This is a genomic window from Ruegeria sp. BHSB196 (genome assembly GCF_059613135.1).
In genome coordinates, this window is the sequence record NZ_JBXWRY010000009.1 from 37911 (window position 1) to 62626 (window position 24716).

The 24716-nt window shown below is 63.4% G+C and carries 23 protein-coding genes and 3 tRNA genes; 8 read left to right on the plus strand and 18 right to left on the minus strand.

All coding sequences use genetic code 11. From position 1 onward, the window contains the following. Positions 1–15: 15 nt before the first annotated feature. The 11 genes from AC2FNJ_RS07195 to AC2FNJ_RS07245 all read right to left on the minus strand — a co-directional run bounded on the left by AC2FNJ_RS07195 (position 16) and on the right by AC2FNJ_RS07245 (position 9726). The gene (locus AC2FNJ_RS07195) at positions 16–1902 is read right to left on the minus strand and encodes an AMP-dependent synthetase/ligase (protein ID WP_496763602.1); all 1887 of its coding nucleotides are present in this window, start codon (positions 1900–1902) and stop codon (positions 16–18) included. Positions 1903–1907: 5 nt separating this feature from the next. Further along, positions 1908–2681, minus strand: coding sequence for an ABC transporter ATP-binding protein (locus AC2FNJ_RS07200; protein ID WP_496763542.1), 774 nt, complete (start codon positions 2679–2681; stop codon positions 1908–1910). Next, entirely contained in the window at positions 2678–3442 is a 765-nt protein-coding gene (locus AC2FNJ_RS07205) for an ABC transporter ATP-binding protein (RefSeq protein WP_496763543.1), read from the minus strand. Before AC2FNJ_RS07205 ends, AC2FNJ_RS07200 begins: the two co-directional genes overlap by 4 nt. After that, positions 3439–4536 carry a branched-chain amino acid ABC transporter permease gene (locus tag AC2FNJ_RS07210; protein ID WP_496763544.1) on the minus strand — a complete coding sequence of 366 codons (1098 nt, stop codon included), beginning with the start codon at positions 4534–4536 and terminating at the stop codon, positions 3439–3441. The genes AC2FNJ_RS07205 and AC2FNJ_RS07210 overlap by 4 nt, the downstream gene beginning before the upstream one ends. A gap of 4 nt (positions 4537–4540) precedes the next feature. Continuing rightward, positions 4541–5416, minus strand: a complete 876-nt coding sequence (locus tag AC2FNJ_RS07215) for a branched-chain amino acid ABC transporter permease (RefSeq protein WP_496763545.1) — start codon at positions 5414–5416, stop codon at positions 4541–4543. Between the two features lie 78 nt (positions 5417–5494). Continuing rightward, positions 5495–6523, minus strand: coding sequence for an alcohol dehydrogenase catalytic domain-containing protein (locus AC2FNJ_RS07220; protein ID WP_496763546.1), 1029 nt, complete (start codon positions 6521–6523; stop codon positions 5495–5497). 290 nt (positions 6524–6813) lie between these two features. Then, positions 6814–7368: a hypothetical protein gene (locus AC2FNJ_RS07225; RefSeq protein WP_496763547.1), complete on the minus strand. Its 555-nt coding sequence runs from the start codon at positions 7366–7368 to the stop codon at positions 6814–6816. A 207-nt stretch (positions 7369–7575) separates the two neighbouring features. After that, positions 7576–7650: transfer RNA gene (locus tag AC2FNJ_RS07230), tRNA-Asn, on the minus strand. Between the two features lie 84 nt (positions 7651–7734). Continuing rightward, a complete protein-coding gene (locus AC2FNJ_RS07235; RefSeq protein WP_496763548.1) occupies positions 7735–8475 on the minus strand; it encodes an outer membrane protein in 741 nt (246 codons plus the stop codon). 187 nt (positions 8476–8662) lie between these two features. Then, positions 8663–8737 (minus strand) — tRNA-Asn (locus AC2FNJ_RS07240). A 74-nt stretch (positions 8738–8811) separates the two neighbouring features. Further along, positions 8812–9726, minus strand: a complete 915-nt coding sequence (locus tag AC2FNJ_RS07245; RefSeq protein ID WP_496763549.1) for an MBL fold metallo-hydrolase — start codon at positions 9724–9726, stop codon at positions 8812–8814. Between the two features lie 44 nt (positions 9727–9770). Between AC2FNJ_RS07245 and AC2FNJ_RS07250 the strand changes: the two genes are divergently transcribed. Together AC2FNJ_RS07250 and AC2FNJ_RS07255 are read left to right on the plus strand one after the other, a co-directional pair. Further along, entirely contained in the window at positions 9771–11090 is a 1320-nt protein-coding gene (locus AC2FNJ_RS07250) for an ATP-binding protein (RefSeq protein WP_496763550.1), read from the plus strand. A 119-nt stretch (positions 11091–11209) separates the two neighbouring features. Further along, the gene (locus tag AC2FNJ_RS07255; RefSeq protein WP_496763551.1) at positions 11210–11629 is read left to right on the plus strand and encodes a hypothetical protein; all 420 of its coding nucleotides are present in this window, start codon (positions 11210–11212) and stop codon (positions 11627–11629) included. A gap of 110 nt (positions 11630–11739) precedes the next feature. Here the strand turns inward: AC2FNJ_RS07255 and AC2FNJ_RS07260 are convergent. Continuing rightward, positions 11740–11816: transfer RNA gene (locus AC2FNJ_RS07260), tRNA-Ile, on the minus strand. Between the two features lie 106 nt (positions 11817–11922). On the opposite strand from AC2FNJ_RS07260, the gene purM reads away from it, so the two are divergent. From purM to rnd, 3 genes are all read left to right on the plus strand, one after another. After that, the gene (gene purM, locus AC2FNJ_RS07265) at positions 11923–12969 is read left to right on the plus strand and encodes a phosphoribosylformylglycinamidine cyclo-ligase (protein WP_496763552.1); all 1047 of its coding nucleotides are present in this window, start codon (positions 11923–11925) and stop codon (positions 12967–12969) included. Continuing rightward, positions 12966–13562 carry a phosphoribosylglycinamide formyltransferase gene (gene purN / locus AC2FNJ_RS07270; protein WP_496763553.1) on the plus strand — a complete coding sequence of 199 codons (597 nt, stop codon included), beginning with the start codon at positions 12966–12968 and terminating at the stop codon, positions 13560–13562. The genes purM and purN overlap by 4 nt, the downstream gene beginning before the upstream one ends. 121 nt (positions 13563–13683) lie before the next feature. Beyond that, a complete protein-coding gene (gene rnd / locus AC2FNJ_RS07275) occupies positions 13684–14841 on the plus strand; it encodes a ribonuclease D (protein ID WP_496763554.1) in 1158 nt (385 codons plus the stop codon). A gap of 10 nt (positions 14842–14851) precedes the next feature. Here the strand turns inward: rnd and AC2FNJ_RS07280 are convergent, their stop codons facing one another. Further along, positions 14852–15370 carry a hypothetical protein gene (locus tag AC2FNJ_RS07280; protein ID WP_496763555.1) on the minus strand — a complete coding sequence of 173 codons (519 nt, stop codon included), beginning with the start codon at positions 15368–15370 and terminating at the stop codon, positions 14852–14854. A gap of 136 nt (positions 15371–15506) precedes the next feature. Here AC2FNJ_RS07280 and AC2FNJ_RS07285 point away from each other — a divergent pair, with 136 nt between their 5' ends. Continuing rightward, positions 15507–15929: a SufE family protein gene (locus tag AC2FNJ_RS07285; RefSeq protein ID WP_496763556.1), complete on the plus strand. Its 423-nt coding sequence runs from the start codon at positions 15507–15509 to the stop codon at positions 15927–15929. Positions 15930–15968: 39 nt separating this feature from the next. Here AC2FNJ_RS07285 and AC2FNJ_RS07290 read toward each other — a convergent pair whose 3' ends face one another. Beyond that, positions 15969–16610, minus strand: a complete 642-nt coding sequence (locus AC2FNJ_RS07290) for a DUF1638 domain-containing protein (RefSeq protein WP_496763557.1) — start codon at positions 16608–16610, stop codon at positions 15969–15971. Positions 16611–16881: 271 nt separating this feature from the next. After that, positions 16882–17580, minus strand: a complete 699-nt coding sequence (locus AC2FNJ_RS07295) for a corrinoid protein (RefSeq protein WP_496763558.1) — start codon at positions 17578–17580, stop codon at positions 16882–16884. 295 nt (positions 17581–17875) lie between these two features. On the opposite strand from AC2FNJ_RS07295, the gene AC2FNJ_RS07300 reads away from it, so the two are divergent. After that, positions 17876–18964 (plus strand): PA0069 family radical SAM protein, encoded by a 1089-nt coding sequence (locus AC2FNJ_RS07300; RefSeq protein WP_496763559.1) that lies wholly within the window; start codon positions 17876–17878, stop codon positions 18962–18964. 64 nt (positions 18965–19028) lie between these two features. Here AC2FNJ_RS07300 and AC2FNJ_RS07305 read toward each other — a convergent pair whose 3' ends face one another. Together AC2FNJ_RS07305 and gltX are read right to left on the minus strand one after the other, a co-directional pair. Next, positions 19029–20324 (minus strand): citrate synthase, encoded by a 1296-nt coding sequence (locus AC2FNJ_RS07305; protein WP_496763560.1) that lies wholly within the window; start codon positions 20322–20324, stop codon positions 19029–19031. A 120-nt stretch (positions 20325–20444) separates the two neighbouring features. Then, positions 20445–21845 carry a glutamate--tRNA ligase gene (gltX, locus tag AC2FNJ_RS07310; RefSeq protein WP_496763561.1) on the minus strand — a complete coding sequence of 467 codons (1401 nt, stop codon included), beginning with the start codon at positions 21843–21845 and terminating at the stop codon, positions 20445–20447. A gap of 77 nt (positions 21846–21922) precedes the next feature. Here gltX and AC2FNJ_RS07315 point away from each other — a divergent pair, with 77 nt between their 5' ends. Further along, complete coding sequence (locus tag AC2FNJ_RS07315) at positions 21923–23974, plus strand: ComEC/Rec2 family competence protein (RefSeq protein WP_496763562.1); 2052 nt, start codon at positions 21923–21925, stop codon at positions 23972–23974. Here AC2FNJ_RS07315 and lexA read toward each other — a convergent pair. After that, complete coding sequence (lexA, locus tag AC2FNJ_RS07320) at positions 23968–24666, minus strand: transcriptional repressor LexA (RefSeq protein ID WP_496763563.1); 699 nt, start codon at positions 24664–24666, stop codon at positions 23968–23970. The genes AC2FNJ_RS07315 and lexA overlap by 7 nt on opposite strands. Between the last annotated feature and the right edge of the window lie 50 nt (positions 24667–24716).

Sequence of the window (24716 nt, forward strand, 5' to 3'; positions counted from 1 at the left end):
TGGGTTATCCCATCTTCACTTGTACATGTCTTCGATCAGATGCGCGTGTTTCTTTTCCACAAAGCTCCGCTTAAGTTTCATCGTCGCGGTCAGTTCCTCGTCCTCGGCGGTGAGCAGCACGTCGATCAGGCGGAAATCCTTGATCTGCTCGACCCGCGCGAATTCCTTGTTCACCGCCTTGACCTCTTCCGCGATCAGATCCTTGACCTCCGGCGCGGCGCAGAGCGAGGCGAAGTTGGAAAACGGCACCTTGCGGTCCTGAGCGTATTTCTCGACGTTCTCCTGATCAATCATGATCAGCGCCGTCAGAAATTTTCTGCGATCCCCGATGATCACCGCATCCGAGATGTAGTGGCTGAATTTCAGCCGGCTTTCGATCTCGGCCGGGGTGATGTTCTTGCCGCCGGCGGTAATGATGATGTCCTTGAGCCGCCCGGTGATGGTCACGTAGCCTTCGCTGTCCATGCGGCCGATATCGCCGGTGCGCAGCCAGCCGTCGGCGGTGAAGGTCTCGGCGGTCTTTTCGTTGTTGCGCCAGTAGCCCTGGAACGTGTTCAGGCCGCGCACCTGGATTTCCCCGTTTTCGGCAATCCGCACGTCGATGCCGGGGACCGCCTTGCCGATGGTGCCCAGCTTGTTCTCCTGAAGCGTGTTGATCGTGGCGATGCCGGCGGTTTCGGTCATTCCATAGCCTTCGACCAATGGCACGCCGATCGCCCAGTACCATTTCAGCAACTCCGGCGAGATCGGCGCCGCGCCGGTACCGCCGCGGCGCATCTTGTCCATGCCCAGCATCCGGCGCAGGTTGCGCAGCACCAGCCGGTCCCACAACCAGAAATTCGCCGCAACACCGGCCGGAACCGGTTTGTTTTCAATCAGGTATTCGGCTCTCTTCATTCCGGCGTTCAGCGCCATCTTGAACGCGGCGCGTCCCGAGGGCGTGGCCTCTTGCGCCATGATCAAGACCTGGGAATAGATCTTCTCCCAGACCCGAGGCACGGCGGTGAAGGTGGCCGGCGACACTTCCTGAAGGTTCGCGAACACGGTCTCGGGGCTTTCCGCGAAATTCACCGTGCATTTGGAGGCGAGCGGGAAATAGATCGAAACATCCCGTTCGAGGATGTGGCAGAGCGGCAGGAAACACAGTTGCTCATCATCGGGATGGGTCGGCAGGCGATGGGCGCCGGCCTCGATGGCGGCCATGATGTTCTCGTGGCTCAACATGGCGCCCTTGGGCATACCGGTGGTGCCCGACGTATAGATCAGCAGGGCGGTATCTTCGGGCCTTGCGCGGGCGATCTCGGCTTCGAAGACCTCCGGTTCCTCCATTTCGGCCTGCCGCCCGATCTCATAGAGTTCGTCGATCATCAGGCAGCGGTGGTGGTCGAGATCGTGCAGACCCTCATCCTCCAGCACGATCACGTTCAACAGGCCCGGCACCTGACCCTCGACCTGGAGATACTTGTCCAGTTGTTCCTCGTCCTCGACGATCAGGAACCGGCTGTCGCTGTCATTGATCAGATAGGCGAGCTGGCTGGCGGAATCGGTGGTGTAGACGCCTGAAGCAATGCCGCCAACACATTGAATTCCCATGTCGAAATAGGCCCATTCCTTGCGGTCCTCGCTGAGGATCGAAACCACTTCGCCGCGCTGCAGCCCCAGCTTGCGCAACGCAAGGCCGATCCACTTGGCGTGCTGCCAATAGTCGGCCCAGGAGTAGGATTTCCAGATGCCGAAATCCTTTTCCCGATGCGCCGTTCGATCTCCAAGCGCCTTGCAGCGCCTCTCGAACAGGCCGACGATCGTGGTGGCGCCATCGACCAGAACCGGGCGTTGGCCGGGCGTGGCGTTGAAGCTGACACCGTTGATCACGGTCTGGGCGGGCAGGGTATTGGCATCCATCTTGCTCACCTCCATGTCTTCTTGCGTTTCCAGCGGCGGTTTTCGCGGGCGCCCTCTTCCTGAACGCCGAGATAGAAATTCTGGATGTCCTCGGATTTCATCAGATCCTCTGCGGTTCCGTCCATCACGATCCGTCCGACTTCCATGACATAGCCATCATGGGCCAGTTCCAGCGCCGCTGCCGCGTTCTGTTCGACCAGCATCATCGTCATGTTCTGTTCCTCGTTCAGCCGCCGAAGGATGGCAAAGATCTCTTGCACGAGGATCGGCGACAGCCCCAGCGAGGGTTCGTCCAGCAGCATGATCTTCGGACTTGCCATCAGCCCCCGGCCAATGGCCAGCATCTGTTGCTGCCCGCCCGAGAGGGTGCCCGCCTCCTGGCTGCGGCGCTCTTTGAGAATCGGGAAGTAGTTGAAGACCAGTTCCCGGTCCCGTTCGACCTGCGCCCTGTCGCTCAGGGTGTAGGCCCCCAGGCTCAGGTTCTCGTCCACGGTCAGCAGGGGAAACACCTCGCGCCCTTCCGGGACGTGCACGATGCCTTTCTGAACCACCGTGTGCGGCTCGGACCCCTGGATTTCCTCACCGTCGAAGGTGATGGTGCCCTTTTCCGGGTCCATCACGCCCGATACGGTTTTGAGAAGCGTCGTCTTGCCCGCGCCATTGGCGCCGAGGATCGACACGATCCGGCCCGGCCGAACATCCAGCGACACGCCGCGGATCGCCATGATCGGGCCATAGAAACTCTCGATGTTCCGGATTTTCAGTATGGGCTCGCTCATGACGCTTTTCCCAGATAGGCTTCGATCACCGCCGGGTGCGACTGCACTTCGGCCGGGGTTCCGAGCGCCAGCTTGGCGCCGTCCGCCATCGCCAGCACCCGGTCGCTGACGCCGGATACAAGACCCATGTCGTGTTCCACCATCAAAACGGTGATTCCCATCTGCCGGCGAATGTCGTCGATCCACCAGCGCATGTCGGTTGTCTCTTCCACCGACAGGCCCGAGGCCGGTTCATCCAGCAGCAGCAGCTTGGGATCGGTCGCAAGCGCGCGGGCCACCTCGACCACCTTGCGCACGCCATAGGGCAGGCCGGCGATCATCTTGTCGCGATAGGCTTGCAGGTCCAGGAAATCGATGACTTCCTCGACCTTCTCCCGGTTTTCCAGTTCCTGCCGCCTGACGGACGGTGTGAAGAAGACTTCGGAAAACAGGTTGCTTCTGCGGTGCCTGTGACGGCCCACCAGAAGGTTCTGCAACACGGTGGCGTGCTCGAACAGCTCGATGTTCTGAAAGGTGCGCGCCACGCCATAGGCGGCAACGCCCGACGGCTTCACCTCAAGCAAGTCATGCCCGTCGAAACGGATGGAGCCCTGATGGGGATCGTAGAACCGCGAAATCAGGTTGAACACCGTCGACTTGCCCGCGCCGTTCGGCCCGACGATGGCGAACACCTCGCCCTCTTCGACCGAAAACGAAAGCTGGTCCACCGCCGTCAGCCCGCCGAATTTCAGCGTCACGTTTTCCAGTTCCAGCAGGCTCATCTCAGGCGCTCCGTCTTCAAGTAGGATTTCTGCCGCTTGAACATGTCCTTGCGATAGAACGGGAACAGTTCGAACCAGGTCCGCACCTTGAGCCAGCGGCCATAGATGCCCATCGGCTCGAACAGGATGAAGGCGATCAGGATCATGCCGAACACGCCGAATTCCAGGCCCGGGATCGCGACGGTGTCGCCACCGAAGATCGCGCCGACATACTCTTTGGAAATCGACAGGAACTGCGGCAGGAACCCGATCACGATGGCGCCGAAGAACGCCCCGTGGATCGAGCCGAGCCCTCCGATCACGATCATCATGAGCAACTGGATCGAGATCACCACGCTGAAGGTCTCGTTGTTGAAGGCGCCGCTGTAAAGGCCCATCAACGCGCCGGCCCACCCGGTGATCGCGCAGGAAATGGCAAAGGAAATGGTCTTGGTCCGCGCGATGTCAACGCCCATCGCCTGCGCCGAAACCTCGCTGTCGCGCACCGCGATAAAGCTGCGCCCCAGCGGTGCGCGCAGCAGGTTGATGTAGCCCAACGTGACCAGAACCGTGACCAGCAGGACCAGCCAATAGAATTGGTCAGGCGTGCCCCAGCGATCGATCAGGTGCCCGAATACCTCGACGCCTCCGATGTACTTGCCGGCGACACCGCCGGTGATCGGATCGGCCAGAACGATGATGTCATCCATCAGGATCGACAGAGCCAGCGTGAAGATCGCGAGGTAGATGCCATGCAGCCGCAAGGCCGGGATGGCCACGGTCACGCCGACGATCCCGGTCAGGATCCCGGCTACCGGAAAGGCGATCAGGAACGGCACGCCGGCCTCGATCAGGATCACGTTGGCATAGCAGCCAAAGGCCAGAAAGGCGGCATGGCCCAGGCTGGCCTGTCCGGTATGGCCGGTCAGGACCATCAGGCCCAGCCCGGCGATGGCCCAGATCAGCACATTGGTCAACTCGCCCAGGTAGAACGCGTCGAGCCACCACGGCGCCAGGATCATCACACCCAGCAGGATCAGGTAGAGGCTCAGCTGATATCCGTCCTTCCAGGGGCGGATATCCTGCATGTAGTCGGTTTTGAATACGATCCGCATGGGCCTAGACCTTCTTGACGCGCACTTGGCTGAACAGCCCGTGCGGGCGGAAGACCAGCACCGCGAGCAGCAGGGCGTAGGGAGCGATCTGGCTGTAGCCGGCGGCGATGTAGCGGCTGGCGAAGGGCTCGATCACGCCCACGATCAACCCGCCGGCCAATGCGCCGGGAAGGCTGCCGAACCCGCCGATCACCGCTGCGGCGAAGGCCTTGATACCCAAGAGCCCGGTGCTCGGATCGACCGAGCCCTTGGCCGCGAACAGGATGCCCGCCACGCCCGCGACAGCCCCCGCCAAGGCCCAGATAAGGCCCTGCACGCGCTTGACGGGGATGCCCATGTAATAGGCGGCGAGTTGGTTCTGCGACGCGCCCTGCATCGCCAGCCCCAGCTTCGTTCGGCTGAAGAAGACATAGAGACCCCAGGTCAGCAGGATGGTGACGACGATGACCGCCACATCCTCCATCCCCAGCACCAGCCCGCCGAACCGCACCTCCTTGCCCGCCAGAGGGTTCTGCAGGGTCTGCGGCTCGTGTCCCCAGATAAGTCCCGCCACGAAACGGATGACGAATCCCAGCGCAATGGTCAGAATGACCACCGCCGTCTGGCTTTGCCCGAACATCCGCCGGATGATGAGCCGGTCGAGCAGATAGCCCAACGCGGCCATGATCCCGATCGAGACAGGCAATGCCATCCAGAATGGCAGACCCATGTATTCCGTATTCGTCAACCCGATGGTCACGAAGGCGCCGAGCATCATGAAATCGCCCTGGGCGAAGTTCACGGCCTCGGTCGCCTTGTAGATCAGCACGAAGCCGAGCGCGATAAGGCCGTAGACACAGCCATTCGCCAGCCCGCTGATCAGCAGCTGCACATTATCCAAATTTTCCTCCCCGCGCCGGTGGGCCCGGCGTCCGTTGTTCTGGCCCGGCGCTCCTCGTTTCGCCGGTTCACGACTCCACTATGGCGTGATCATCACCTTTCCGTCAGTCTTTTTCAGCGCCTCCGCCAAACCTGACACAACGTCACGCAGCGGAAGATGCGCGGAAACATCGGTTTTCCAGCGCCCGTCCGCGAAACGCGCCTGGACTTCGCCCACCACGCGCGCCTGATCGGCGGGCGGCGTGTTCATCATCCACTGGGTCAGCCAGAATCCTTCGATGCGCTTGCCCATGAAGATCAACTGCCCCATCTGCGTGAGTCTCGGCGGTTCGGCGCTCAGCTTGCCATAGACGATCCAGCGCGCCTGGTTCGGCATGGCGGCAAAGACCTGCTCGGACAGCTGGTCGGAAACCGCGTCCAGAAAGACCCGCGGTTTCAACGCCTTGCTGATCGCCGCGAACTGATCCGCAATATCCGCGTCGGTCGTCACCAGAACCTCGGCCGCGCCCAGATCCTTGAGATGGCCCACCGCCTCGGACCGCCGCACCATCGCAATGGGAGACATCCCCAGATCCCGACCCAGGCTGCACATCAGCTTGCCCAACTGACTGGTCGCCGCCGACACCACAAAGGCGTCGCCATCGGAGCGCGCGATATCGACCATTGCCATCGCGGTCATCGGGTTGACGATCTGCGCGGCCCCGTCTTCGTCCGAGATGTCGGGCCGCAGCGGGATGCACATCTGCGCCTGCGTCACCACGTATTCGGCCCAGGCCCCCGATCCGGCCGCGACAAAGGCGACCCTTTGCCCGTTCAGCGCCTCGGCCCCGGTGCCGGTCGCCACCACGTCGCCGCAGCCTTCGAACCCCGCCGCGGCCCCCTTGACCCTCGGCTGGCCGTATTCGCCCTTGATGAAATGCAGGTCCGAGGGGTTCACCGATGCCATGCGCAACCGGATCAGAACCTGCCCGGGTCCGGGTTGCGGCACCGGCAGCTCGGCTTCGGCCACCCAGTCGGCCGCATTCGAGATCGCGGGCCCGGTCGCCTGTCCGGAAAACCCTTCATGGGTCTGGATCACGGCGAACATCGTTTCGGGAATCGTCGTCATTCATCAGTCCTTTCACCATCGGGCGATACGGATCTACACTCGGCGACGGCAGCCGGGTTCGCGCCCGACATCGCCGAAGGCATCGGGCGTTCGTGTCTGGCGAGGTGCCGATTGTTGCCTGAACGGCCGCCGGTGGCGGCCCGAGGATCGTTCACAGGTAAGCCCGGTTTCCTGGTTGGTTTGCCTTACCCAACCACGCGGTCCCGGCGCGCGTCAATTCGGCTGTCCGTTGACGTGGCGGCACAGCCCAGAAGTCGGCCGGCGCCGCGCGGGCGCCGGCCCGGTGCTGTTCATTGGGTCAACAGCTTGCGCAGTTCTTCGATCTTGGCCGAGACCGTCTCGGGCGCGGCCTTGATGTCGTCGAGAATCTTGACCGCCTGTGCCTTGATGTCTTCGGTCAAGGGGCTGGCCTGAACCGCCGTGACCATCTTGTCATAGTCGAAGCCGGCCTCGGTCAGGATACCGCTGTCTTCCCAGGTTTGAATCAGGGCCTCACCCTGATTTCCCAACGCGGCGATCTGCTCATTCGCCTGTTCGGTGGCGGTTTGCGCCGTTTCTGCGGCCTGCTGCGTGGCCGACTCGACGGCAGCGCCGGCCTGTTCGGCGGCTTCCGAGGCTTGTTCGGATACCGACGACGCGGCTTCCGAGACTTGTTGCGTCGCGGAATCCGCAGTTTCCTGCGCCGCCTCGGTGACGGCCTGCGCGGCTTCGCCGACCGCGTCGCCCGCGTCCTGAACCGCGCCTTCCAGACGTTCGCCGGTTGTCGGCTCGGGTCGGTTGAGGAGGTAGTACGCGCCGGCGCCCACCGCCGCGACGATAACTGCAATAAGGATGATGCGGGACATTCTGATCTCCTTTGAAAATGACGCCCCAGATATGGTCTCCATTCTGCCATTCGGAACAGCGAAATTATAAAAAGCGCATTTGTTACGGTGGGTTGAGCCAATACCCGCCGGTCAGCCACCAAGCGGTGCGCGGTATTACGCCATGTGCCGAAACAAAACAGAAAAAGGGGTTCGCCCAGGAACGGACGAACCCCTTTCGCTATCTTTTGGCTCCGGCGGTAGGGATCGAACCTACGACCAATTGATTAACAGTCAACTGCTCTACCGCTGAGCTACGCCGGAACGGTTCGGGCGATATAGCAATCCGGGATTTCTTCGTCCAGAGGGTTCGTTGCGATTTGCCGCGCGGTCCTGTCGGCCGGCTGGCTAGAAACGGTAGGTGGCGCCGAATATCGGTCCGGATTGATCAAAGGTGTAGTCCGAACCGTTGATTTCGTGATCCACGTCGATATGACGATAGCCGCCCCGCAACAGCCAGCGGTCGTTGAGCGCGTAATCGACCGTCAGCAGAACCTGCCAGGTCTCGCTGTCACTGCTGAATCCGCCATAGTCCAGAAACGTTGTCGCCGTCCACCGGTCCGACATGCGAAACCGGGCACGCAGGGCGATCAGCGGATCGACCCAGTCATCATCCACGCGCGTCGTTCTGCCCGGCAGCGCGCCCGGAAGCAGGGTGAAATCGGTACGGGTGCTGTACCAGCGAAACCCGGCCCCGGCATCGACGAAGACGCTGGGATCCTGATAGACGCGATAGGTCGCGTAGCCGCTGAAGAACTGCGTCTTGACCGCGGTGTTGAGCCCGCCGAATGCTGGTCCTGGCGTGGAATTCCCAAAGGAGATGTCGGTCAGCATGTAGTCGGCGGTGAAACTCCACAAACCGTTGGTCGCGGTGAACGCCCCCATGAAGGCCACGTCAAGATTGTCGAGCGCATCGCTGAAAGACAGGGTTGCATCAACCGGTCCGGCAGCCGTGTCGAAGGACGTGTTGGTCTCGGGCATGAACAGATAGATCGACGCCTCATACTGCCACGAACCGTCCTGCGCATGGGCCTGCACCGGAACCAGCGTGGCCATCAGTCCCAAAGCGGACTTCAACAGTACCTTCATGAAAACCTCCCGGAGTGAAACAATCACTTGAAATGCCAAACGATGTATCGTGGCGGGCACCAGCCACCACGGGTATCATTTTCGCCTTTGGGAATATTAGCGTCTGCCGCTCAAACCGCGAGGTTTTTTTGTTCCACGGCAATAGACTGCAATTGAGCTGCCAGTTTCCGCGGTCAAGATGGTGAATTGGCTCCGGCGGTAGGGATCGAACCTACGACCAATTGATTAACAGTCAACTGCTCTACCGCTGAGCTACGCCGGAACTGCGCGCCGTATAACAATCCGGTTTTTGGGCGTCCAGAGGGGAAAACAGGTATAGCCAAGATTTTTTGACCATCACGACAGCCGGCGAAAGCGTGCACCCGAGGACAGCGCGCCCATCGGCGCGACGCGAGTTCTGCCGGACAGATCGACGAGATGGGCAAAGACGTTGCGTTCTGCGGCGGGCAGCAGGGCCGGGGGTGTGTCGGTATAGATCCGGGCCGCGAGTTCACCGGCCGTCGCCGGTCCTGTATCCAACGCCTCGAGAATCGCCCTTTCGCGGCCCAGGCGGTGCCCGATCAGCCAGTCCAGCCGACCTGCGGGATCGTCGATCGGCGCGCCGTGACCGGGATGAAACCGCCGCCATTCGCGCGCACGAAGTCGGCGGCACGCTGCCATGAAATCGGTCAGGTCGCCATCGGGCGGCGAGACCAGCGAACTTGCCCAACCCATCACGTGATCGGCGGTAAAGCACAGATCGCCCCAGGCCAGGGCGATGTGGTTGCCCAGATGCCCGGGCGTGTGGATCACTTCCAGCGACCATCCGTCGCCGGCAACGACGTCGCCATCGGCCACCTCCCGATCCGGCTGAAAGGCGGTGTCGATGCCCTCGCCGCCGCCCGCCAGCCCGCCCGCGGCCAGGTGGGTCATGACGGCGCTCCGCCCGGCTTCGGGGCCGCCAAAGGCCAGGACGGGCGCGCCGGTTCGCGCGGCCAGCGGCGCGGCAAGGGGGGAATGATCCACATGCGTATGGGTGACGATGATGTGGCTGATGCGCTGGCCCGGCGACAGCGCGCGCAGAATCGCCTCCATATGCGCCGTGTCGAGCGGACCCGGGTCGATCACGGCAACATCGCGGTCGCCCAGCAGATAGGTGTTGGTGCCGCGATAGGTCATGGGCGACGGGTTCGGTGCCAGAATCCGCCGCAGGCCCGGTTCCAGTTCGACCGGCACTCCGGCGGGTGGATCGAAATCGTCAGGCGGTTGCATCATGGCCTCTTTTGCTCGGTCGGGTCGCCCGTTACGCTTAACGCATGTCCTTCGGCCTGCTCAAACCCTATATGCCGCGCAGCCTGTACGGACGCGCGGCCCTGATCCTTGCGCTGCCCATGGTGGTGGTCATGCTGGTCGTTGCCGTGGCCTTTCTTCAGCGCCACCTCGAAGATGTCACCAAGCAGATGACGCTGACCGTCTCGCGCGAGATCGGTCTGGTGCTCATGGAGATGGAGGGGGCGCAGACCCGGCTGCAGGCCGCGACGCGCGCCGAACGGACACTTGCGGCACTGGAAATGCAGGCGCGTTTCGTGGACAGGGCCGAGGTGCCGCCCGCCGATCAGTTGCGCTGGTACGATCTGACCGGCAACATCGTGCGCGAGAACTTGCACAAGCTGCTTCCGCAAACGCTGTCGGTGCTGCTGCCCAGCAGCCGCCTGACCGTCGTCTATCTCGAAACCCCCCTCGGTCCGCTCGAACTGTCCTTCGACCGCCGCCGCCTGTCGCCGGCGGCGCCGCATCAGCTCATCGTCACCATGGTGTTCTTTGCGGTGGTGATGACCTCGATCTCTTTCCTGTACATGCGCAATCAGCTCAAGCCGATCACCCGATTGGCGGACGCGGCGCAGGCGTTCGGACGGGGCAGGGTGGTTCCCTACGCGCCACGCGGGGCCGTCGAAGTGCGTGCCGCGGGAAATGCCTTTCTCGACATGCGGGCGCGAATCGAGCGGCAGATCGAACAGCGCACCCTGATGCTGTCCGGCGTCAGCCATGATCTGCGCACGCCGCTCACCCGGCTCAAACTGGGGCTGGCGATGATGCCCGAGGACGAGGCCGCACCGCTTCTGCAGGACGTAAACGAGATGCAGAACCTTCTGGACACGTTTCTGGACTTCTCGCGCGGCGCCTCGGACGGCAAGGCCGAACCGGTCGATCCGGTATCCCTGCTGCGCCAGATCGTCGAGGACGCGCGTCGCGCCGGCCGGCAGGTCGAGATGGGCGACTGTACCGGCGAGGGCGAGGTGATGCTGCGCCCGACCGCGATCCGCCGGGCGGTCGAGAACCTGATCGGCAATGCCGTGCGCTATGGCACGCGGGCCGAGGTCAGCTGCGCGATCACCTCGAAATCCCTGCGTATCCGGGTCGAGGATGACGGGCCGGGAATCCCGCCCGACCAGCGTGGCGAGGCGGTCAAGCCCTTCGCCCGTCTGGACCCCGCCCGCAACCAGAACCGCGGCACCGGCGTGGGTCTGGGTCTGGCCATCGTCGCGGATGTGGCCCGCGCCCACGGCGGCACGCTGCGGCTGGACAAGAGCAAGAAGCTCGGCGGGCTGTGCGCAGATATCGTGATCGGACGCTAGCCCGGTGCCACCGCGGCAGGCTTTTGCGGACCACCCTCTTGCCGCCAGACTCCAAATGGATGACCAAGTCCACGGCCCGGAGGCAGGCGATGCCGACCGGACTTCAATTCAAGTAGGGTTTGCTTCTGTTCTGGGCGCTGTGGTGGCTGTTCGCGTTCCTCACGGACTTTGTCGGCGGGCTGGAATCTCTCGGGTTCACCACGACCCCCTGGTTTGCCGGTCACAACTTCCCCTTCCTGCGCAAATCGCTTGAACCCTTCAACGCGCCCGATGCGGTGACGGTGATCCTCTTCATCGGCATCATCGTCTGGGCTTTGCTATCCTCGATGCTGTTTTTTCTGGCGTTTCTGACGCGCCCGTCGCGCCGCCAACACTGGCTGCGCCGCGTAGACCTCGCGTTCATCGCGTCCTTAGGGCTTTGGCTCACCTTCTTTCTGGCCGATCAGGTGATCATGAATTTTAGCCTCGAACAGAACCACATGGTCCAGGGCGGCTTTCAGTTGCTTTGTTACCTAACCTGCCATCTTCTGCCTGATTGAGGTGGGGCGCACCCAATTTCGTCCGCTCAAGGCCGGGCACGCAATCGCAGGAGCCGGGCCGCCCAAACCCAGACGCACGCCGCGGAAAAGGCAAATTATGCTCGAGAAGATGGTAGGCCCGGAGGGACTCGAACCCCCAACCAAAGCGTTATGAGCGCTCTGCTCTAACCAATTGAGCTACAGGCCCGCCTGTGGCCTTGCGTATCACGCGTATCGCCCGCGTCAAGCCTGACCGTTGCAAGCGGAGGCGCAATCGAATAACCCGCGCTCAAGGCACTCATGAGGGATGAACCATGACAGCGGGCAAGAACGGCATGACCTATGCCGAGGCGGGTGTGGATATCGATGCGGGCAACGCTCTGGTCGACCGGATCAAACCCGCGGCCAGGCGGACCGACCGGCCCGGCGTGATGAGCGGGCTGGGCGGGTTCGGCGCGCTGTTCGACCTCAAGGCCGCAGGCTATCGCGACCCGATCCTGGTCGGCGCCACCGACGGCGTGGGCACCAAGTTGCGGATCGCCATCGATACCGGCGTTGTGGACGGCGTCGGGATCGACCTTGTGGCGATGTGCGTCAACGACCTGATTTGCCAGGGGGCCGAGCCGCTGTTTTTTCTCGACTACTTCGCGACCGGAAAGCTCGACACCGAGACGGCGGCCAGGATCATCGAAGGCATCGCCGAAGGCTGCGCGCGTTCGGGCTGCGCACTGATCGGCGGTGAAACGGCCGAGATGCCCGGCATGTATCCGCCGGGCGATTTCGATCTGGCGGGCTTTGCCGTCGGCGCGTTGGAGCGGGGCACGGCTCTGCCCGCAGCCGTGCAGGAGGGCGACGTGCTGCTGGGGCTGGCCTCGGACGGGGTGCATTCCAACGGCTATTCGCTGGTGCGCCGCCTGGTCGAACACTCCGGTCTGGGCTGGGAGTCGGCCAGTCCCTTTGGCGAGGGTGCGTTGGGCGAGGCGCTGCTGACTCCGACGCGGCTCTATGTCAAACCGGCGCTGGCCGCCGTTCGCGCGGGCGGCGTGCGCGCGCTGGCCCATATCACCGGCGGCGGTCTCACCGAGAACCTGCCGCGCGTTCTGCCGGAAGGCACCGGCGCCAGAATCGATCTGAACAGCTGGTCGCTGCCGCCGGTGTTCGACTGGATGGCGCGCAGCGGCAACATTGCGGACTCCGAGATGCTCAAGACCTTCAACTGCGGCATCGGCATGGTCGTGGTCTGCGCGGCCGACCGGGCCGACGCCTTGGGCGAACTTCTGACGGGGCAGGGCGAAACCGTGCTGCGCATCGGCTCCGTGACCGGTACGCCCGGCGTCAGCTACGCAGGCCAGCTGTCGTGAGTCACAAGCGGGTCGCCATTCTGATCTCGGGCGACGGGTCGAACATGGTTTCGCTGGTCGAAAGCATGACCGGCGATCATCCCGCGCGGCCGTGTCTCGTTCTGGCCAACGACGCCGCGGCGGGGGGCTTGAAGAAGGCCGCTGACCGCGGCGTTCCGACGGCGGTCGTCGATCACCGGCCCTTTGCCGGCGACCGGACGGCTTTCGAGGCGGAACTGCTGAAGCCGCTCGAAAAGGCCGCGCCCGACATCGTCTGCCTGGCCGGTTTCATGCGGGTGCTGACCGCCGGTTTCGTGTCGCGGTTCCAGGGCCGGATGCTGAACATTCACCCGTCGCTCCTGCCGAAATACAAGGGGCTGCACACCCATGCCCGCGCCCTTGCCGCCGGTGACACCGAACACGGCTGTACCGTGCATCAGGTGACGGCGGCCCTGGACGACGGCCCGATCCTGGGACAGGCAAGGGTGCCGATCGAACCCGGCGACACGCCGGACACGCTTGCGGCTCGCGTGCTGGTATGGGAACACAGGCTCTACCCGGCTGTTTTGCGTCGGTTTTCTTCCGGCAACACTGCGCCGGTCTTCTTGCCCTGAAAGCTTGACGCCGATTTACACGGGGCGCGGCTTCGGCCTATGATTTCGAAGATGGCTCGGAAACCGTCTGGGGCACGGAACGCAGAACAAAGAAGAAAAAGTGCAAGAAACCAAATCACGTATGAAGACTCTGACAACCACGCAGGGCCTTGCGGATTTCTGCAAGCTGGCGGCCGACTACCCTTATGTGACCGTTGACACCGAATTCCTGCGGGAACGAACCTATTTCTCGAAACTCTGCCTCATCCAGCTGGCCGTCCCGGACGAGGGCGAAGACAGCGCCGTTCTGGTCGATCCGCTGGCGGACGGGATGTCCCTGGAGCCGCTGCTGGACCTGTTCCGCAACACCAACGTCGTCAAGGTATTTCACGCCGCAAGGCAGGATCTGGAGATCTTTTGGGTCGAATCCGGTGTCTTCCCGACGCCGCTGTTCGACACGCAGGTGGCGGCGATGGTCTGCGGATTTGGCGATCAGGTGGGTTACGAAACGTTGGTACGCAAGATCTGCCGGCAGGGGCTCGACAAGACTTCGCGATTCACGGACTGGTCCCGCCGTCCGCTGACCGAGGCCCAGAAAACCTATGCGCTGGCCGACGTGACGCATCTTCGCCGGATCTATGAATTTCTTGCGGCGGAACTGAAAAAGTCCAAACGCGATCATTGGGTGGCCGAAGAGTTGCAGACGCTCACCGATCCGGCCACCTATGACATACGCCCGGAAGAGGCGTGGCGCCGCGTCAAGACCCGCACCAATTCACCCAGGTTTCTGGCCATAGTCCGGGAACTTGCGGCGTTTCGGGAATCCTATGCGCAGGACAACAACGTGCCGCGCAGCCGGGTGTTCAAGGACGACGCGCTGATCGAGATGGCCTCGATCAAACCGCGCACCGCCGCGGATCTGGGCGGGGCGCGCCTGTTGCTGCGCGAAGCGCGCAAGGGTCCGATCGCCGATGGCATTCTGGAATCGATCAAGCGCGGACTGGAATGCCCGAACGACGACCTGCCCAAGCTCGACAAGAGCCGGGACAAGCTTCAGGTCAACCCGGCCCTGGCCGATCTTTTGCGGGTGCTGCTCAAGTCCAAGACCGAAAGCGCCGGGGTAGCGGCCAAGCTGATCGCCAGCAGCGCCGATCTGGATCTGATCGCGGCGGGTGAGCGGGATGTTCCCGCCCTGTCCGGATGGCGTTTCGAAGTCTTTGGCGAGGACGCCCTGCGGCTGTGCGAGGGCAAGATCGGGTTGGCCGCCCGCGGTCAGCAGGTCCAGGTCGTCAATCTCTGAGCCACCAGCCCTAGCGCCGGCGGCTTTCCCGCGCGTTCTGCGCGCCCGAGACCCGGATCAGGCGGATTCCCTCCAAGTCCTGCTTGCTCAGATTGACGGCTTCGGTGACGGTGCGGGACCGTTCCGGCCCTTGCGGTGTCGGCCCTTCGGGATAGACGACGCGAAAGGTAAAGGCTAGCACGCCGTTCTTGGCGTTTTCCTCGGACGTGTCGCGGCGCAGCTGCGCGTTGAACGCGCCCTGGCGCGCGGCCACGCCGGTGGCGACCACGATCGCGCCGGTATTGGTCGGGTCGATGCGCAGCTCGGTGACGGCCATGATCGGAACGCTCAGATCGACGGCTTCCGGCCGGTCGAACAGGCCCCTGCCGCCGCGTTGCGGAACCAGGGCCGTCGCATCATCCGGCGAAGGCGCCGCGACGGGCTCGCTGCTGCCGAACCAGTTCGTCGGGTTGACCCGGGAGTCGCGCCAGCCACCGCAGGCGGACAAGGCAAGAACGGCAACGATGAGAACGGGCAAACTGGTTTTCATGACGATCGACACGCGGGTTGGTTTTCCCGAACCGGGTTAGCCTATCTGTCGGCGGTTGAAAAGACGGTCCGGGTCTGGACATGGCGCGAGGCCCGCCTTAGGTCACTGGCATAACCAGATGCAAGAGGATCGCCGGATGGCCAGCCCCGCCTTTGAGGACATCGTCGAGGATTTCGAGTTCCTGGAAGATTGGGAAGACCGGTATCGCCATGTCATCGACCAGGGCAAGGCGATGGAACCGCTGGACGACGCCCTCAAGGTGCCGGCGACCAAGGTCAAGGGCTGCGCCAGTCAGGTCTGGCTGCACCCGGTCATCGAAAACGGGGTGTTCCGCTTTGACGGCGACAGCGACGCGCTGATCGTGCGCGGTCTGATCGCGGTTCTGCGCGCGCTCTACAACGGGCTGCCGGTCGCCGAAGTGCCCAAGGTGGATGCGCGGTCAGAACTGGAACGCCTGGGCCTGAACGAACACCTGTCGGCGCAGCGGTCCAACGGGTTGCGGGCGATGATCGAGCGCATCCGCGAAATCGCCTCCGATCACGTTCAAATAGCCAAGTAATATCAAGCCTGTAATCGGCTCAGTTGATGTTATGACGCTTCAGGTCTTGCCGCTGATCCGGGCAAGCGCGGTGGTCAGATCGCCGTAGCCGGTAAACCGGTATTCGAAGTCGAGCCCCAACCGTCGGGCGCAGTCCTGCGCCTTCTCCAGCAGCCGGGGATCTTCGGTCTGGGCCTGATAGACCAGCTTGGTGTAATTGCCGAACAGCATGTCGCGCAATTCAGGGTGCTTGTCCAACCCCATGGGCTTCCAGACGAAGGCATCGAACTGCTTGACCAGGAAATCGGTGAGGTAGAATGCGGTGATCTCGTCGCGGGCCGCGAAAGCATCGTTGCCCTCGAAGAACGAGTAGCAGTGGGGGCCTTCCACCATCTCGACCCCGAGCTCGGCGCATTTCGCCTGCAACTGCCCGCCGGTGCCGCAATCGGCATAGACGACGAAGATGGTCTCATAGGCGTCCCGATGCTCGTCAACGGTCTCCTCAACCGCCTCCACGATCTTGTCCGGATAGAGGTGGTACTTGGCCGGAAGGCATTGCAGCACCATGTGGTTCCAGCCATTCGCGCGCTTCAATGCAAGGATTTCGTGGGCCAGCGCGCCGCAGGCAATCAACAGGATGCGGCCCTTGCCGGGTTCGGCAAAGCCGGCTTCGGTCAGTTTGTCATCCGAGGGGACCGGCATGTGCGTCACTGTTTTCGGCTCCGGACATTGGTTTCTGCCCAAGAATATGCACCTTGCGCCCCGGTTGCGAGAGGTTGGGCGACATTCGAGCACTCGAACGCGGCCGGAGCGTCAATTCGGGCATAGTGCCAGCCTTGCCCTGGCGTGCTTCAACCGCGGTTCATAGTACCCATGGTACCGTGTGCACTGGAAGATCCGACAAGAAGTGCGCGCCGTGGAATGGGCCGCCCCGGAACGGAGCGGTCCGATTCAACGAGGCATTTCGCCAGAGTCAGCTGGCCAACTGGTTGTGTTTGCGCGACACGAGTTCCTTGGCGGTTTCCACGGCCACGGCGGCGTCGCGGCAATAGGCATCCGCGCCGATCGCCTTGCCGAATTCCTCGTTCAGCGGCGCGCCGCCCACCAGAACGATATAGTCGTCGCGGACACCCTGTTCGACCAGCGAGTCGATCACCACCTTCATGTAGGGCATGGTCGTGGTCAGCAGCGCGGACATGCCCAGGATGTCGGGCTTTTCGTTCTCCAGCGCTTCCATGTAGTTTTCGACCGGGTTGTTGATGCCCAGATCGACCACTTCGAACCCGGCGCCTTCCATCATCATCGACACGAGGTTCTTGCCGATGTCGTGAATGTCGCCCTTGACGGTGCCGATCACCATCTTGCCGACCCGCGGTGCACCGGTTTCGGCCAGCAGGGGCTTGAGGATCGCCATCCCGCCCTTCATCGCGTTGGCGGCCAGCAGCACTTCGGGAACGAACAGGATTCCGTCGCGGAAGTCATGGCCCACGATGGTCATGCCACCGACCAGCGCCTTGGTCAGAATGTCATACGGTGCCCAACCCCGTTCCAGCAGGATGTTGACACCTTCTTCGATCTCTTCCTTGAGGCCGTCATAAAGGTCGTCGAACATCTGCTCGACGAGTTCGTCGTCGTTCAGTTCCGACAGGACGATGTCTTCTTCATCCGACATGAGCCGTTTCCCTGAGCTGAATGGGGCAGTCACGCGCCCCGCGTGGCAATTTGGTCCGTTTTTGCCATTTTGTCGCAACGGGACTGCGTTGATTGCGACATTGGCGGTTTCGCTACCGACCTATAGGCGAGTTTTTGGCTGATCGCGACGGAATATTCTTCAGGAAGAAGCTGAGCCTCGCTCAAGTTCTCCGATTTTCCGTCAAGGGTTTGGCAGGGACCGGAGCGCCGGGAAGGGCTCCGGCGGCCCCGTCTTTCCACTTGTGGAAGTTCCCTTTTTGTTCTATCAAGCGTGCATGGAACATCCCATGAACACGGGCGGTCAGGACCGGCGCGCGCCCGGCCGCGGGGCTCTGTCCAACGCGGCAGGACGGTATGAGCGTCATGCCAGCGAACCGTTCGATGACGGCTGGGCCAAGGATTCGGACGAACCGGCGGTTCGCACACAGGTGCGGGACGAGATCGCGCGCAGCCTGATCACCTACAACAAGTCGCCCGATCTGCCCTTCGACCGTTCCATCAACCCGTATCGGGGATGTGAGCACGGATGCAGCTATTGTTTCGCGCGCCCGAGCCATGCCTATCTCGGCCTGTCGCCGGGCCTGGATTTCGAAACGCAGCTCGTGGCGCGCCCCAACGCGGCTCTGGTCCTGCGGCACGAGCTGTCGGCGCGGTCCTACAAGGTGGCGCCGATTGCCATCGGCACCAACACCGACCCCTATCAACCGATTGAAAAGGCAAGAAAGATCACCCGCACCTGCCTTGAAGTCCTGCGGGAATTCCGGCACCCGGTGGCCATTGTGACCAAGGGCGCCCTGATCGAACGCGATCTGGATATTCTGGCCGAAATGGCGGCGCAGGGGTTGGCGCGGGTCGGCGTGTCGCTGACCACGCTGGACGCCGGCCTGTCGCGCCGGATGGAACCGCGCGCACCCGCGCCGGCGCGGCGGCTGCAGATGATCCAGCGCCTGACCCGGGCGGGCGTTCCGGTTCGGGTCATGACCTCCCCGGTGATCCCCGGCCTGACCGATCACGAACTGGAAGACCTGCTGCGGGCGGGCAGGGAGGCCGGGGCAGAATCTGCCAGCTGGATCATGCTGCGCCTGCCGCGCGAGGTTTCGGCGCTCTGGCAGGAGTGGCTTGCTCGTCACGAGCCGGGGCGGTCCGCACGGATCATGGCGCGGCTGCGCGAGATGCACGGAGGCCGGGACTATGATCCGCGGTGGGGGCACCGGATGCGCGGCGAGGGACAATATGCCGAGATGATCGCGGCGCGTTTCCGGGCGGCGGTACGACGGCTGGGGCTTGCCATCGAAACCCCGCCCCTGCGCTGCGATCTGTTCCGCGTGCCGCCGCAGGCGGGCGATCAGCTTTCACTGTTTTGAAACGAAAACCGAATCGAAAACGCCCCCACCGTCGGCGGGGGCGTTTGCATCGGCGTTCGGCCAATCAGCGTTTCTCGATATCGACGTAGTCGCGTTGGGTCTCGCCCAGGTACAGCTGACGCGGGCGGCCGATCTTGTTCTGCGGATCGGCGATCATCTCTTTCCACTGGCTCACCCAGCCCACGGTACGCGACAGCGCGAAGATCGGGGTGAACATCGAGGTCGGGAAACCCATCGCTTCGAGGATGATGCCGGAATAGAAGTCCACGTTCGGGAACAGCTTCTTTTCAATGAAGTACGGATCTTCCAGGGCTTGTTTCTCCAGCGCCTTGGCGACCTGCAGCTTGGGATTGTCCTCGATTCCCAGCAGTTCCAGCACCTCGTCCGCGGACTGTTTCATGACCTTGGCGCGCGGGTCGAAGTTCTTGTAGACCCGGTGGCCGAAACCCATCAGCCGGAACGGGTCGTTGTGGTCCTTGGCGCGTTCGATGTATTCGGGAATGCGATCGACCGTGCCGATCTCCTTCAGCATTTCCAGGCAGGCCTGGTTGGCGCCGCCATGTGCCGGACCCCAAAGGCAGGCGATGCCGGCGGCGATGCAGGCGAACGGGTTGGCCCCCGAAGACGACGCCAGCCGCACCGTCGAGGTCGAGGCGTTCTGCTCGTGATCCGCGTGCAGGGTCAGGATCCGGTCCATGGCCCGGCTCAGGATCGGGTTGACCACGTAATCCTCGGCCGGAACCGCAAAGCACATGTAGAGGAAGTTCGAGGCGTAATCGAGATCGTTGCGCGGATAGATGAACGGTTGCCCGATCGAGTACTTGTAGGCCATCGCGGCGATGGTCGGCATCTTGGCGATCAGACGGTGGCTCGCGATCTCGCGCTGCCGTTCGTCGCTGATGTCGGTCGAGTCGTGATAAAAGGCCGACATGGCGCCGACGACACCCACCATGGTGGCCATCGGATGCGCATCGCGGCGGAACCCACGGAAGAAATAGTGCATCTGCTCGTGGATCATGGTGTGGCGGGTGATCGTCGTCTCGAACTTCTCCAGTTCGTCCGCCTTGGGCAGATAGCCGTAGAGCAGCAAGAAACACACTTCCAGGAAATGCGATTTCTCGGCCAGTTGGTCGATGGGATATCCCCGGTGCAGCAACTCGCCCTTTTCGCCGTCGATATAGGTGATGGTGCTGTCGCAGCTGGCGGTCGAGGTGTATCCCGGATCGTAGGTGAACACGCCCGCCTGGCTGTAGAGCTTGCGGATGTCGATCACGTCCGGACCGGCGGTCGGAGAAAAGACCGGCAGCTCATAGCTTTCACCATGCACAGTCAAGGTGGCTGTTTTCTGGCTATCCGTCATTTTTGTCCCTTCCTCATTCTTGCGCGGAGCGGAGAGTGTCCGTTCCAGCGGGCAACGGCTGCACACGTGCGCGCAGTCCGGCGTCAAAGCATCGCAGCGTTGCCCGAAGAGGTCCGGGCGTCAGGTCACTGCGTCGGAAAGCCGTGCCAAAGTCTCTTCTCGCCCCAGCACAAGCATCATGTCAAAAACCGAAGGTGTCACTGCTCGACCAGCCAATGCGGCCCTCAGCGGACCCGCAAGCTTACCGAACTTTACCCCACGTGTTTCGGCGAACGCGTTCAGGGTATCCTCCAGCCCGTTTCGCGTCCAGCTAGCATTTTGCAGCTGCGGCGTCAATTCGTTCAGTATACCATCGGATACTGAATCCAGCGCCCTGGCCGCCTTCTCGTCCGGCTCAATGGGTCGCGAAGTCAGAACAAAATGCGCTTTTTCAAGCAGTTCCGGAAAGGTTCGCGCCCGATCCTTGAGGCAATACATCGCACGTTCCAGATCACCGGATTGTGTCGGGGTCAGAGGATTCAGTTTCGCTGCCGCCAGATACGCCTCGATTTCTTGCCGCAGCGCAGCATCGTCGGTCACGGCAATGTGCTGGCCGCACAGGTTTTCCAGCTTTTTCAGATCGAACCTGGCAGGACTCTTGCCGATTCCGTCCAGATCGAACCACTCCAACGCTTGGGCATCGGTGAAGAATTCGTCGTCTCCGTGACTCCAGCCCAGCCGCGCCAGGTAGTTGCGCATCCCGGCTGCCGGGTACCCCATCGCCTGATACTCCTGCGCCCCGAGCGCTCCGTGACGTTTGCTCAGCTTCTTGCCGTCCGGCCCGTGAATCAGCGGAATATGCGCCCAGACCGGCACGTCCCAGCCCATCGCCTCATAGATCATCATCTGCCGCGCGGCGTTGTTGAGGTGGTCGTCGCCCCGGACCACGTGGGTCACACCCATGTCATGATCGTCCACAACCACTGCCAGCATATAGACCGGCGTCCCGTCCGAGCGCAGCAGAACCATGTCATCCAGCTGATCGTTGCGGATGGTGACGTCGCCCTGAACTCGGTCGCGGATCACGGTGGTCCCGCTTTGCGGCGCCTTGATGCGGATGACATGGGGCGCGTCCGGGTGTGTTGCTGGGTCGGCATCGCGCCACGGGCTGCGAAACAGCGTCGATCGGCCTTCGGCCCGCGCCTGTTCGCGAAAGGCGGCGATCTCGTCCTGGGTTGAAAAACACTTGTACGCCTTGCCTTCGGCCAGCAGTTGATGCGCGACCTCGGCATGACGCTGCGCCCGGGCGAACTGGCTTATGACTTCTCCGTCGTGGTCCAGCCCCAGCCAGTCCAGCCCCTGCAGAATCGCGTCGGTCGCTTCGGGCGTGGAGCGTTCGCGATCGGTATCCTCGATCCGCAGCAGGAACTTGCCGCCGCGCCCGCGCGCATAGAGCCAGTTGAACAGCGCCGTGCGGGCGCCGCCGATATGCAGGAAACCGGTGGGCGAGGGGGCGAATCGCGTGACGACCTGTTCGGACATGGCGGGTGTTTACCTTTTGGTAATAGCTTCGGACTTAGGTTGCGTGTGTCTAACGAGCCCGGCGGACAGGAGCAACCATGCGCATTCTGGCTCGGGTCGAGGCGGCCTTGCTGGCGCAGCGCGGATACCTGTTTCCCTGGTCGCCCGTCTGTCTGGGCGTGGGGATCGGTACCTATTTCGGGCTGAGATGGGAACCGGGGCCGTTCCACTATGCGGCAATCGTCCTGATCGCCTGCGCAGCCCTGTTCGCCGGGCAACGGATGACGGCGGCATGGTCGCCTCTGGCATGGGCGCTGGCGCTTGCGGCAACCGGGTTCGCCCTTGCCGGGGCGCAGGCGCACCGCGTGGCAGAGCCGGTTCTGCAATGGCGCTACTACGGCCCCATCGAGGGGAGGGTCGTGGCGATGGACCGGTCTGCTTCGGATGCGCTGCGGGTTACGCTCGACGCGGTGCGCCTTTCCGGCGTGCCTGAGGGGGAGCGGCCCGCGCGCATCCGAATTTCCGTTCACGGCGACACCGTTCCGCTGGCGCCGGGCCAGGTGATCATGACCACCGGGCACCTGTCGCCGCCGCAGGGGCCGGTCGAACCGGGCGGCTTCGACTTCCGCCGCCATTCCTGGTTTCTGAAACTGGGGGCCGTGGGCTATACGCGCGCGCCGGTTCTGACCGTCTCGCCGCCGGCGGAGTCCCGACAGGGGCTGCACCTGCAATCGCTGCGCATGGCGATCTCGGACCATATCCGCGCGGCCCTGCCGGGTGAGGTTGGCGGGTTTGCCGCCGCCGTGACCACCGGAGACCGCAGCGGCGTCGGTCAGGACACGCTGGAAGATCTGCGCACGTCCAACCTCGCGCATCTGCTGGCCATATCGGGTCTGCACATGGGCCTGCTGACCGGCTTCGTCTATGCCGCCTGCCGGATCGCCCTGTCGCTCGTCCCGCCGCTGGCCCTGCGCCTGCCGGTGCGCAAGATCGCGGCGGTTTGCGCCCTGATGGCGGGCGCGGCCTATCTCGCACTGTCCGGCGGCAGCGTTGCGACCGAGCGGGCCTTCATCATGGTCGCGGTGATGCTCTGCGCGGTGCTGGTGGATCGGCGGGCCATTTCGCTGCGGGCAGTGGCGGTTGCGGCGATGATCGTTCTGGTGCTGGAACCGCACGCCCTGCTCAGCCCCGGTTTCCAGATGTCCTTTGCGGCCACCGCAGCGCTGGTGGCCGCTTTCGGCGCTTTGCGCGACATGGAAGCTGGGGTCATGCGGGGGCGGTTTCGCGCGGTCGCGGCCTTGGTCGTGTCATCGGCCGTTGCCGGGCTGGCCACCGCGCCTGTCGCGGCGGCGCATTTCAACGCGCTGGCCCATTACGGGCTGCCGGCGAACCTGCTGTCGGTGCCTGTCATGGGCACCCTGGTGATCCCGGCGGCGGTCCTGGCGGCCTTGTTGGCGCCGCTTGGACTCGACGGCATCGGTCTCTGGCTCATGGGCCTCGGGCTACGCTGGATTCTGGCGGTCGCCGATTGGGTCTCGGCGTTGGACGGCGCGCGCGGCTTCGTGGCAAGCCCACCAGCTTATGTGTTGCCCGCTCTGGCCATGGGCGGGCTCTGGCTGCTTCTGTGGCGCGGACAGGCCCGCTGGGCCGGCGTGGCGATCGTGGCGGCGGCGCTGTCGCTCTGGGGACAACGCCAGCGCCCGGAGATTCTGGTGGCGGATACCGGAGCGCTGGTGGGCGTGATGACCGACGAGGGCAGGGCGCTCAGCAAGGCGCGCGGCGGCGGTTTCGTCGCCTCCGTCTGGCTTGAGAATGACGGCGACGGAGCCGCTCAGCCGGAAGCGGCGGCGCGTTGGCCCCAGGATCAGGACGGGCTGCGCCTGATCCGCTGGAACGACAAGGAACTGGTTCATGTCACCGGCAAGAAGGCCGCCCGAACCCTGCAGACCTGCCGCGGCGATCAGATCGTGATTTCGCAGGTGCCGCTGACACTGTCCGGCGCCTGTCAGGTCTTTGACCCCGTGATGCTGCGCGCAACCGGCAGCCTGGCCATCGACGGGGACAAGATCCTGACCAGCGCCGCCGCGTCCGGCGCGCGGCTTTGGTCGCCATCAGCCGAGCCTGACAGACCCGGGGCGCGGCGTCAGTAACTGCGGATCAGCCCCACCAGCCGGCCCTGCACCTTGACCCTGTCCGCCGGCAGAACCCGGGTTTCATAGGCGGGATTGGCCGCCTCCAGCGCGATCGAGCCGCCGCGGCGGAAGAACCGTTTGAGCGTGGCTTCCTGATCCTCGACCAGCGCCACCACGATATCGCCATTGTCCGCGACCGAGGTTTCGCGGATCACCACCACGTCGCCGTCGTTGATGCCGGCGTCGATCATCGAATCGCCCCGCACCTCAAGCGCATAATGCTCGCCCTTGCCTGAGACCATCGGACCCGGTACCGCGACATGATGCGAGACATGGCTGATCGCCTCGATCGGGACACCGGCGGCGATCCGGCCCATGACCGGCAGTTCGATCGCATGCACCGCCACCGGTTCGACGTTGGCCGGCCGCGGCGCGTCCGGGCGGTCGCCGTCGATCACCCGCGGTTTGAACTGCGCCGTCGGCTCGCCGCCCAGGCTTTCGGGCAGCTTCACGATCTCGATGGCGCGGGCGCGATGCGCAAGACGCCGGATGAACCCGCGCTCTTCCAGCGCGGTGATGAGCCGGTGAATGCCGGATTTCGACCGCAGATCCAATGCGGTCTTCATTTCGTCGAAACTGGGCGGCACCCCGTCGGCCTGCACCCGTTTGTGGATGAATTCCAGCAAATCCAGCTGTTTCTTGGTCAACATCGCTCATACCTCGCCGCTCATGTGTTTGCTTTTGTTCTACGCATGTTCAC

What these genes read in the sequence shown, in the direction of transcription:
- AC2FNJ_RS07195 (WP_496763602.1), bottom strand. Translation starts at nt 1,902, where the DNA reads ATGGATGCCAATACCCTGCCCGCCCAGACCGTGATCAACGGTGTCAGC.
- AC2FNJ_RS07200 (WP_496763542.1), bottom strand. Translation starts at nt 2,681, where the DNA reads ATGAGCGAGCCCATACTGAAAATCCGGAACATCGAGAGTTTCTATGGC.
- AC2FNJ_RS07205 (WP_496763543.1), bottom strand. Translation starts at nt 3,442, where the DNA reads ATGAGCCTGCTGGAACTGGAAAACGTGACGCTGAAATTCGGCGGGCTG.
- AC2FNJ_RS07210 (WP_496763544.1), bottom strand. Translation starts at nt 4,536, where the DNA reads ATGCGGATCGTATTCAAAACCGACTACATGCAGGATATCCGCCCCTGG.
- AC2FNJ_RS07220 (WP_496763546.1), bottom strand. Translation starts at nt 6,523, where the DNA reads ATGACGACGATTCCCGAAACGATGTTCGCCGTGATCCAGACCCATGAA.
- AC2FNJ_RS07225 (WP_496763547.1), bottom strand. Translation starts at nt 7,368, where the DNA reads ATGTCCCGCATCATCCTTATTGCAGTTATCGTCGCGGCGGTGGGCGCC.
- AC2FNJ_RS07235 (WP_496763548.1), bottom strand. Translation starts at nt 8,475, where the DNA reads ATGAAGGTACTGTTGAAGTCCGCTTTGGGACTGATGGCCACGCTGGTT.
- AC2FNJ_RS07245 (WP_496763549.1), bottom strand. Translation starts at nt 9,726, where the DNA reads ATGCAACCGCCTGACGATTTCGATCCACCCGCCGGAGTGCCGGTCGAA.
- AC2FNJ_RS07250 (WP_496763550.1), top strand. Translation starts at nt 9,771, where the DNA reads ATGTCCTTCGGCCTGCTCAAACCCTATATGCCGCGCAGCCTGTACGGA.
- purM (WP_496763552.1), top strand. Translation starts at nt 11,923, where the DNA reads ATGACAGCGGGCAAGAACGGCATGACCTATGCCGAGGCGGGTGTGGAT.
- rnd (WP_496763554.1), top strand. Translation starts at nt 13,684, where the DNA reads ATGAAGACTCTGACAACCACGCAGGGCCTTGCGGATTTCTGCAAGCTG.
- AC2FNJ_RS07280 (WP_496763555.1), bottom strand. Translation starts at nt 15,370, where the DNA reads ATGAAAACCAGTTTGCCCGTTCTCATCGTTGCCGTTCTTGCCTTGTCC.
- AC2FNJ_RS07285 (WP_496763556.1), top strand. Translation starts at nt 15,507, where the DNA reads ATGGCCAGCCCCGCCTTTGAGGACATCGTCGAGGATTTCGAGTTCCTG.
- AC2FNJ_RS07290 (WP_496763557.1), bottom strand. Translation starts at nt 16,610, where the DNA reads ATGCCGGTCCCCTCGGATGACAAACTGACCGAAGCCGGCTTTGCCGAA.
- AC2FNJ_RS07295 (WP_496763558.1), bottom strand. Translation starts at nt 17,580, where the DNA reads ATGTCGGATGAAGAAGACATCGTCCTGTCGGAACTGAACGACGACGAA.
- AC2FNJ_RS07300 (WP_496763559.1), top strand. Translation starts at nt 17,876, where the DNA reads ATGGAACATCCCATGAACACGGGCGGTCAGGACCGGCGCGCGCCCGGC.
- AC2FNJ_RS07305 (WP_496763560.1), bottom strand. Translation starts at nt 20,324, where the DNA reads ATGACGGATAGCCAGAAAACAGCCACCTTGACTGTGCATGGTGAAAGC.
- gltX (WP_496763561.1), bottom strand. Translation starts at nt 21,845, where the DNA reads ATGTCCGAACAGGTCGTCACGCGATTCGCCCCCTCGCCCACCGGTTTC.
- AC2FNJ_RS07315 (WP_496763562.1), top strand. Translation starts at nt 21,923, where the DNA reads ATGCGCATTCTGGCTCGGGTCGAGGCGGCCTTGCTGGCGCAGCGCGGA.
- lexA (WP_496763563.1), bottom strand. Translation starts at nt 24,666, where the DNA reads ATGTTGACCAAGAAACAGCTGGATTTGCTGGAATTCATCCACAAACGG.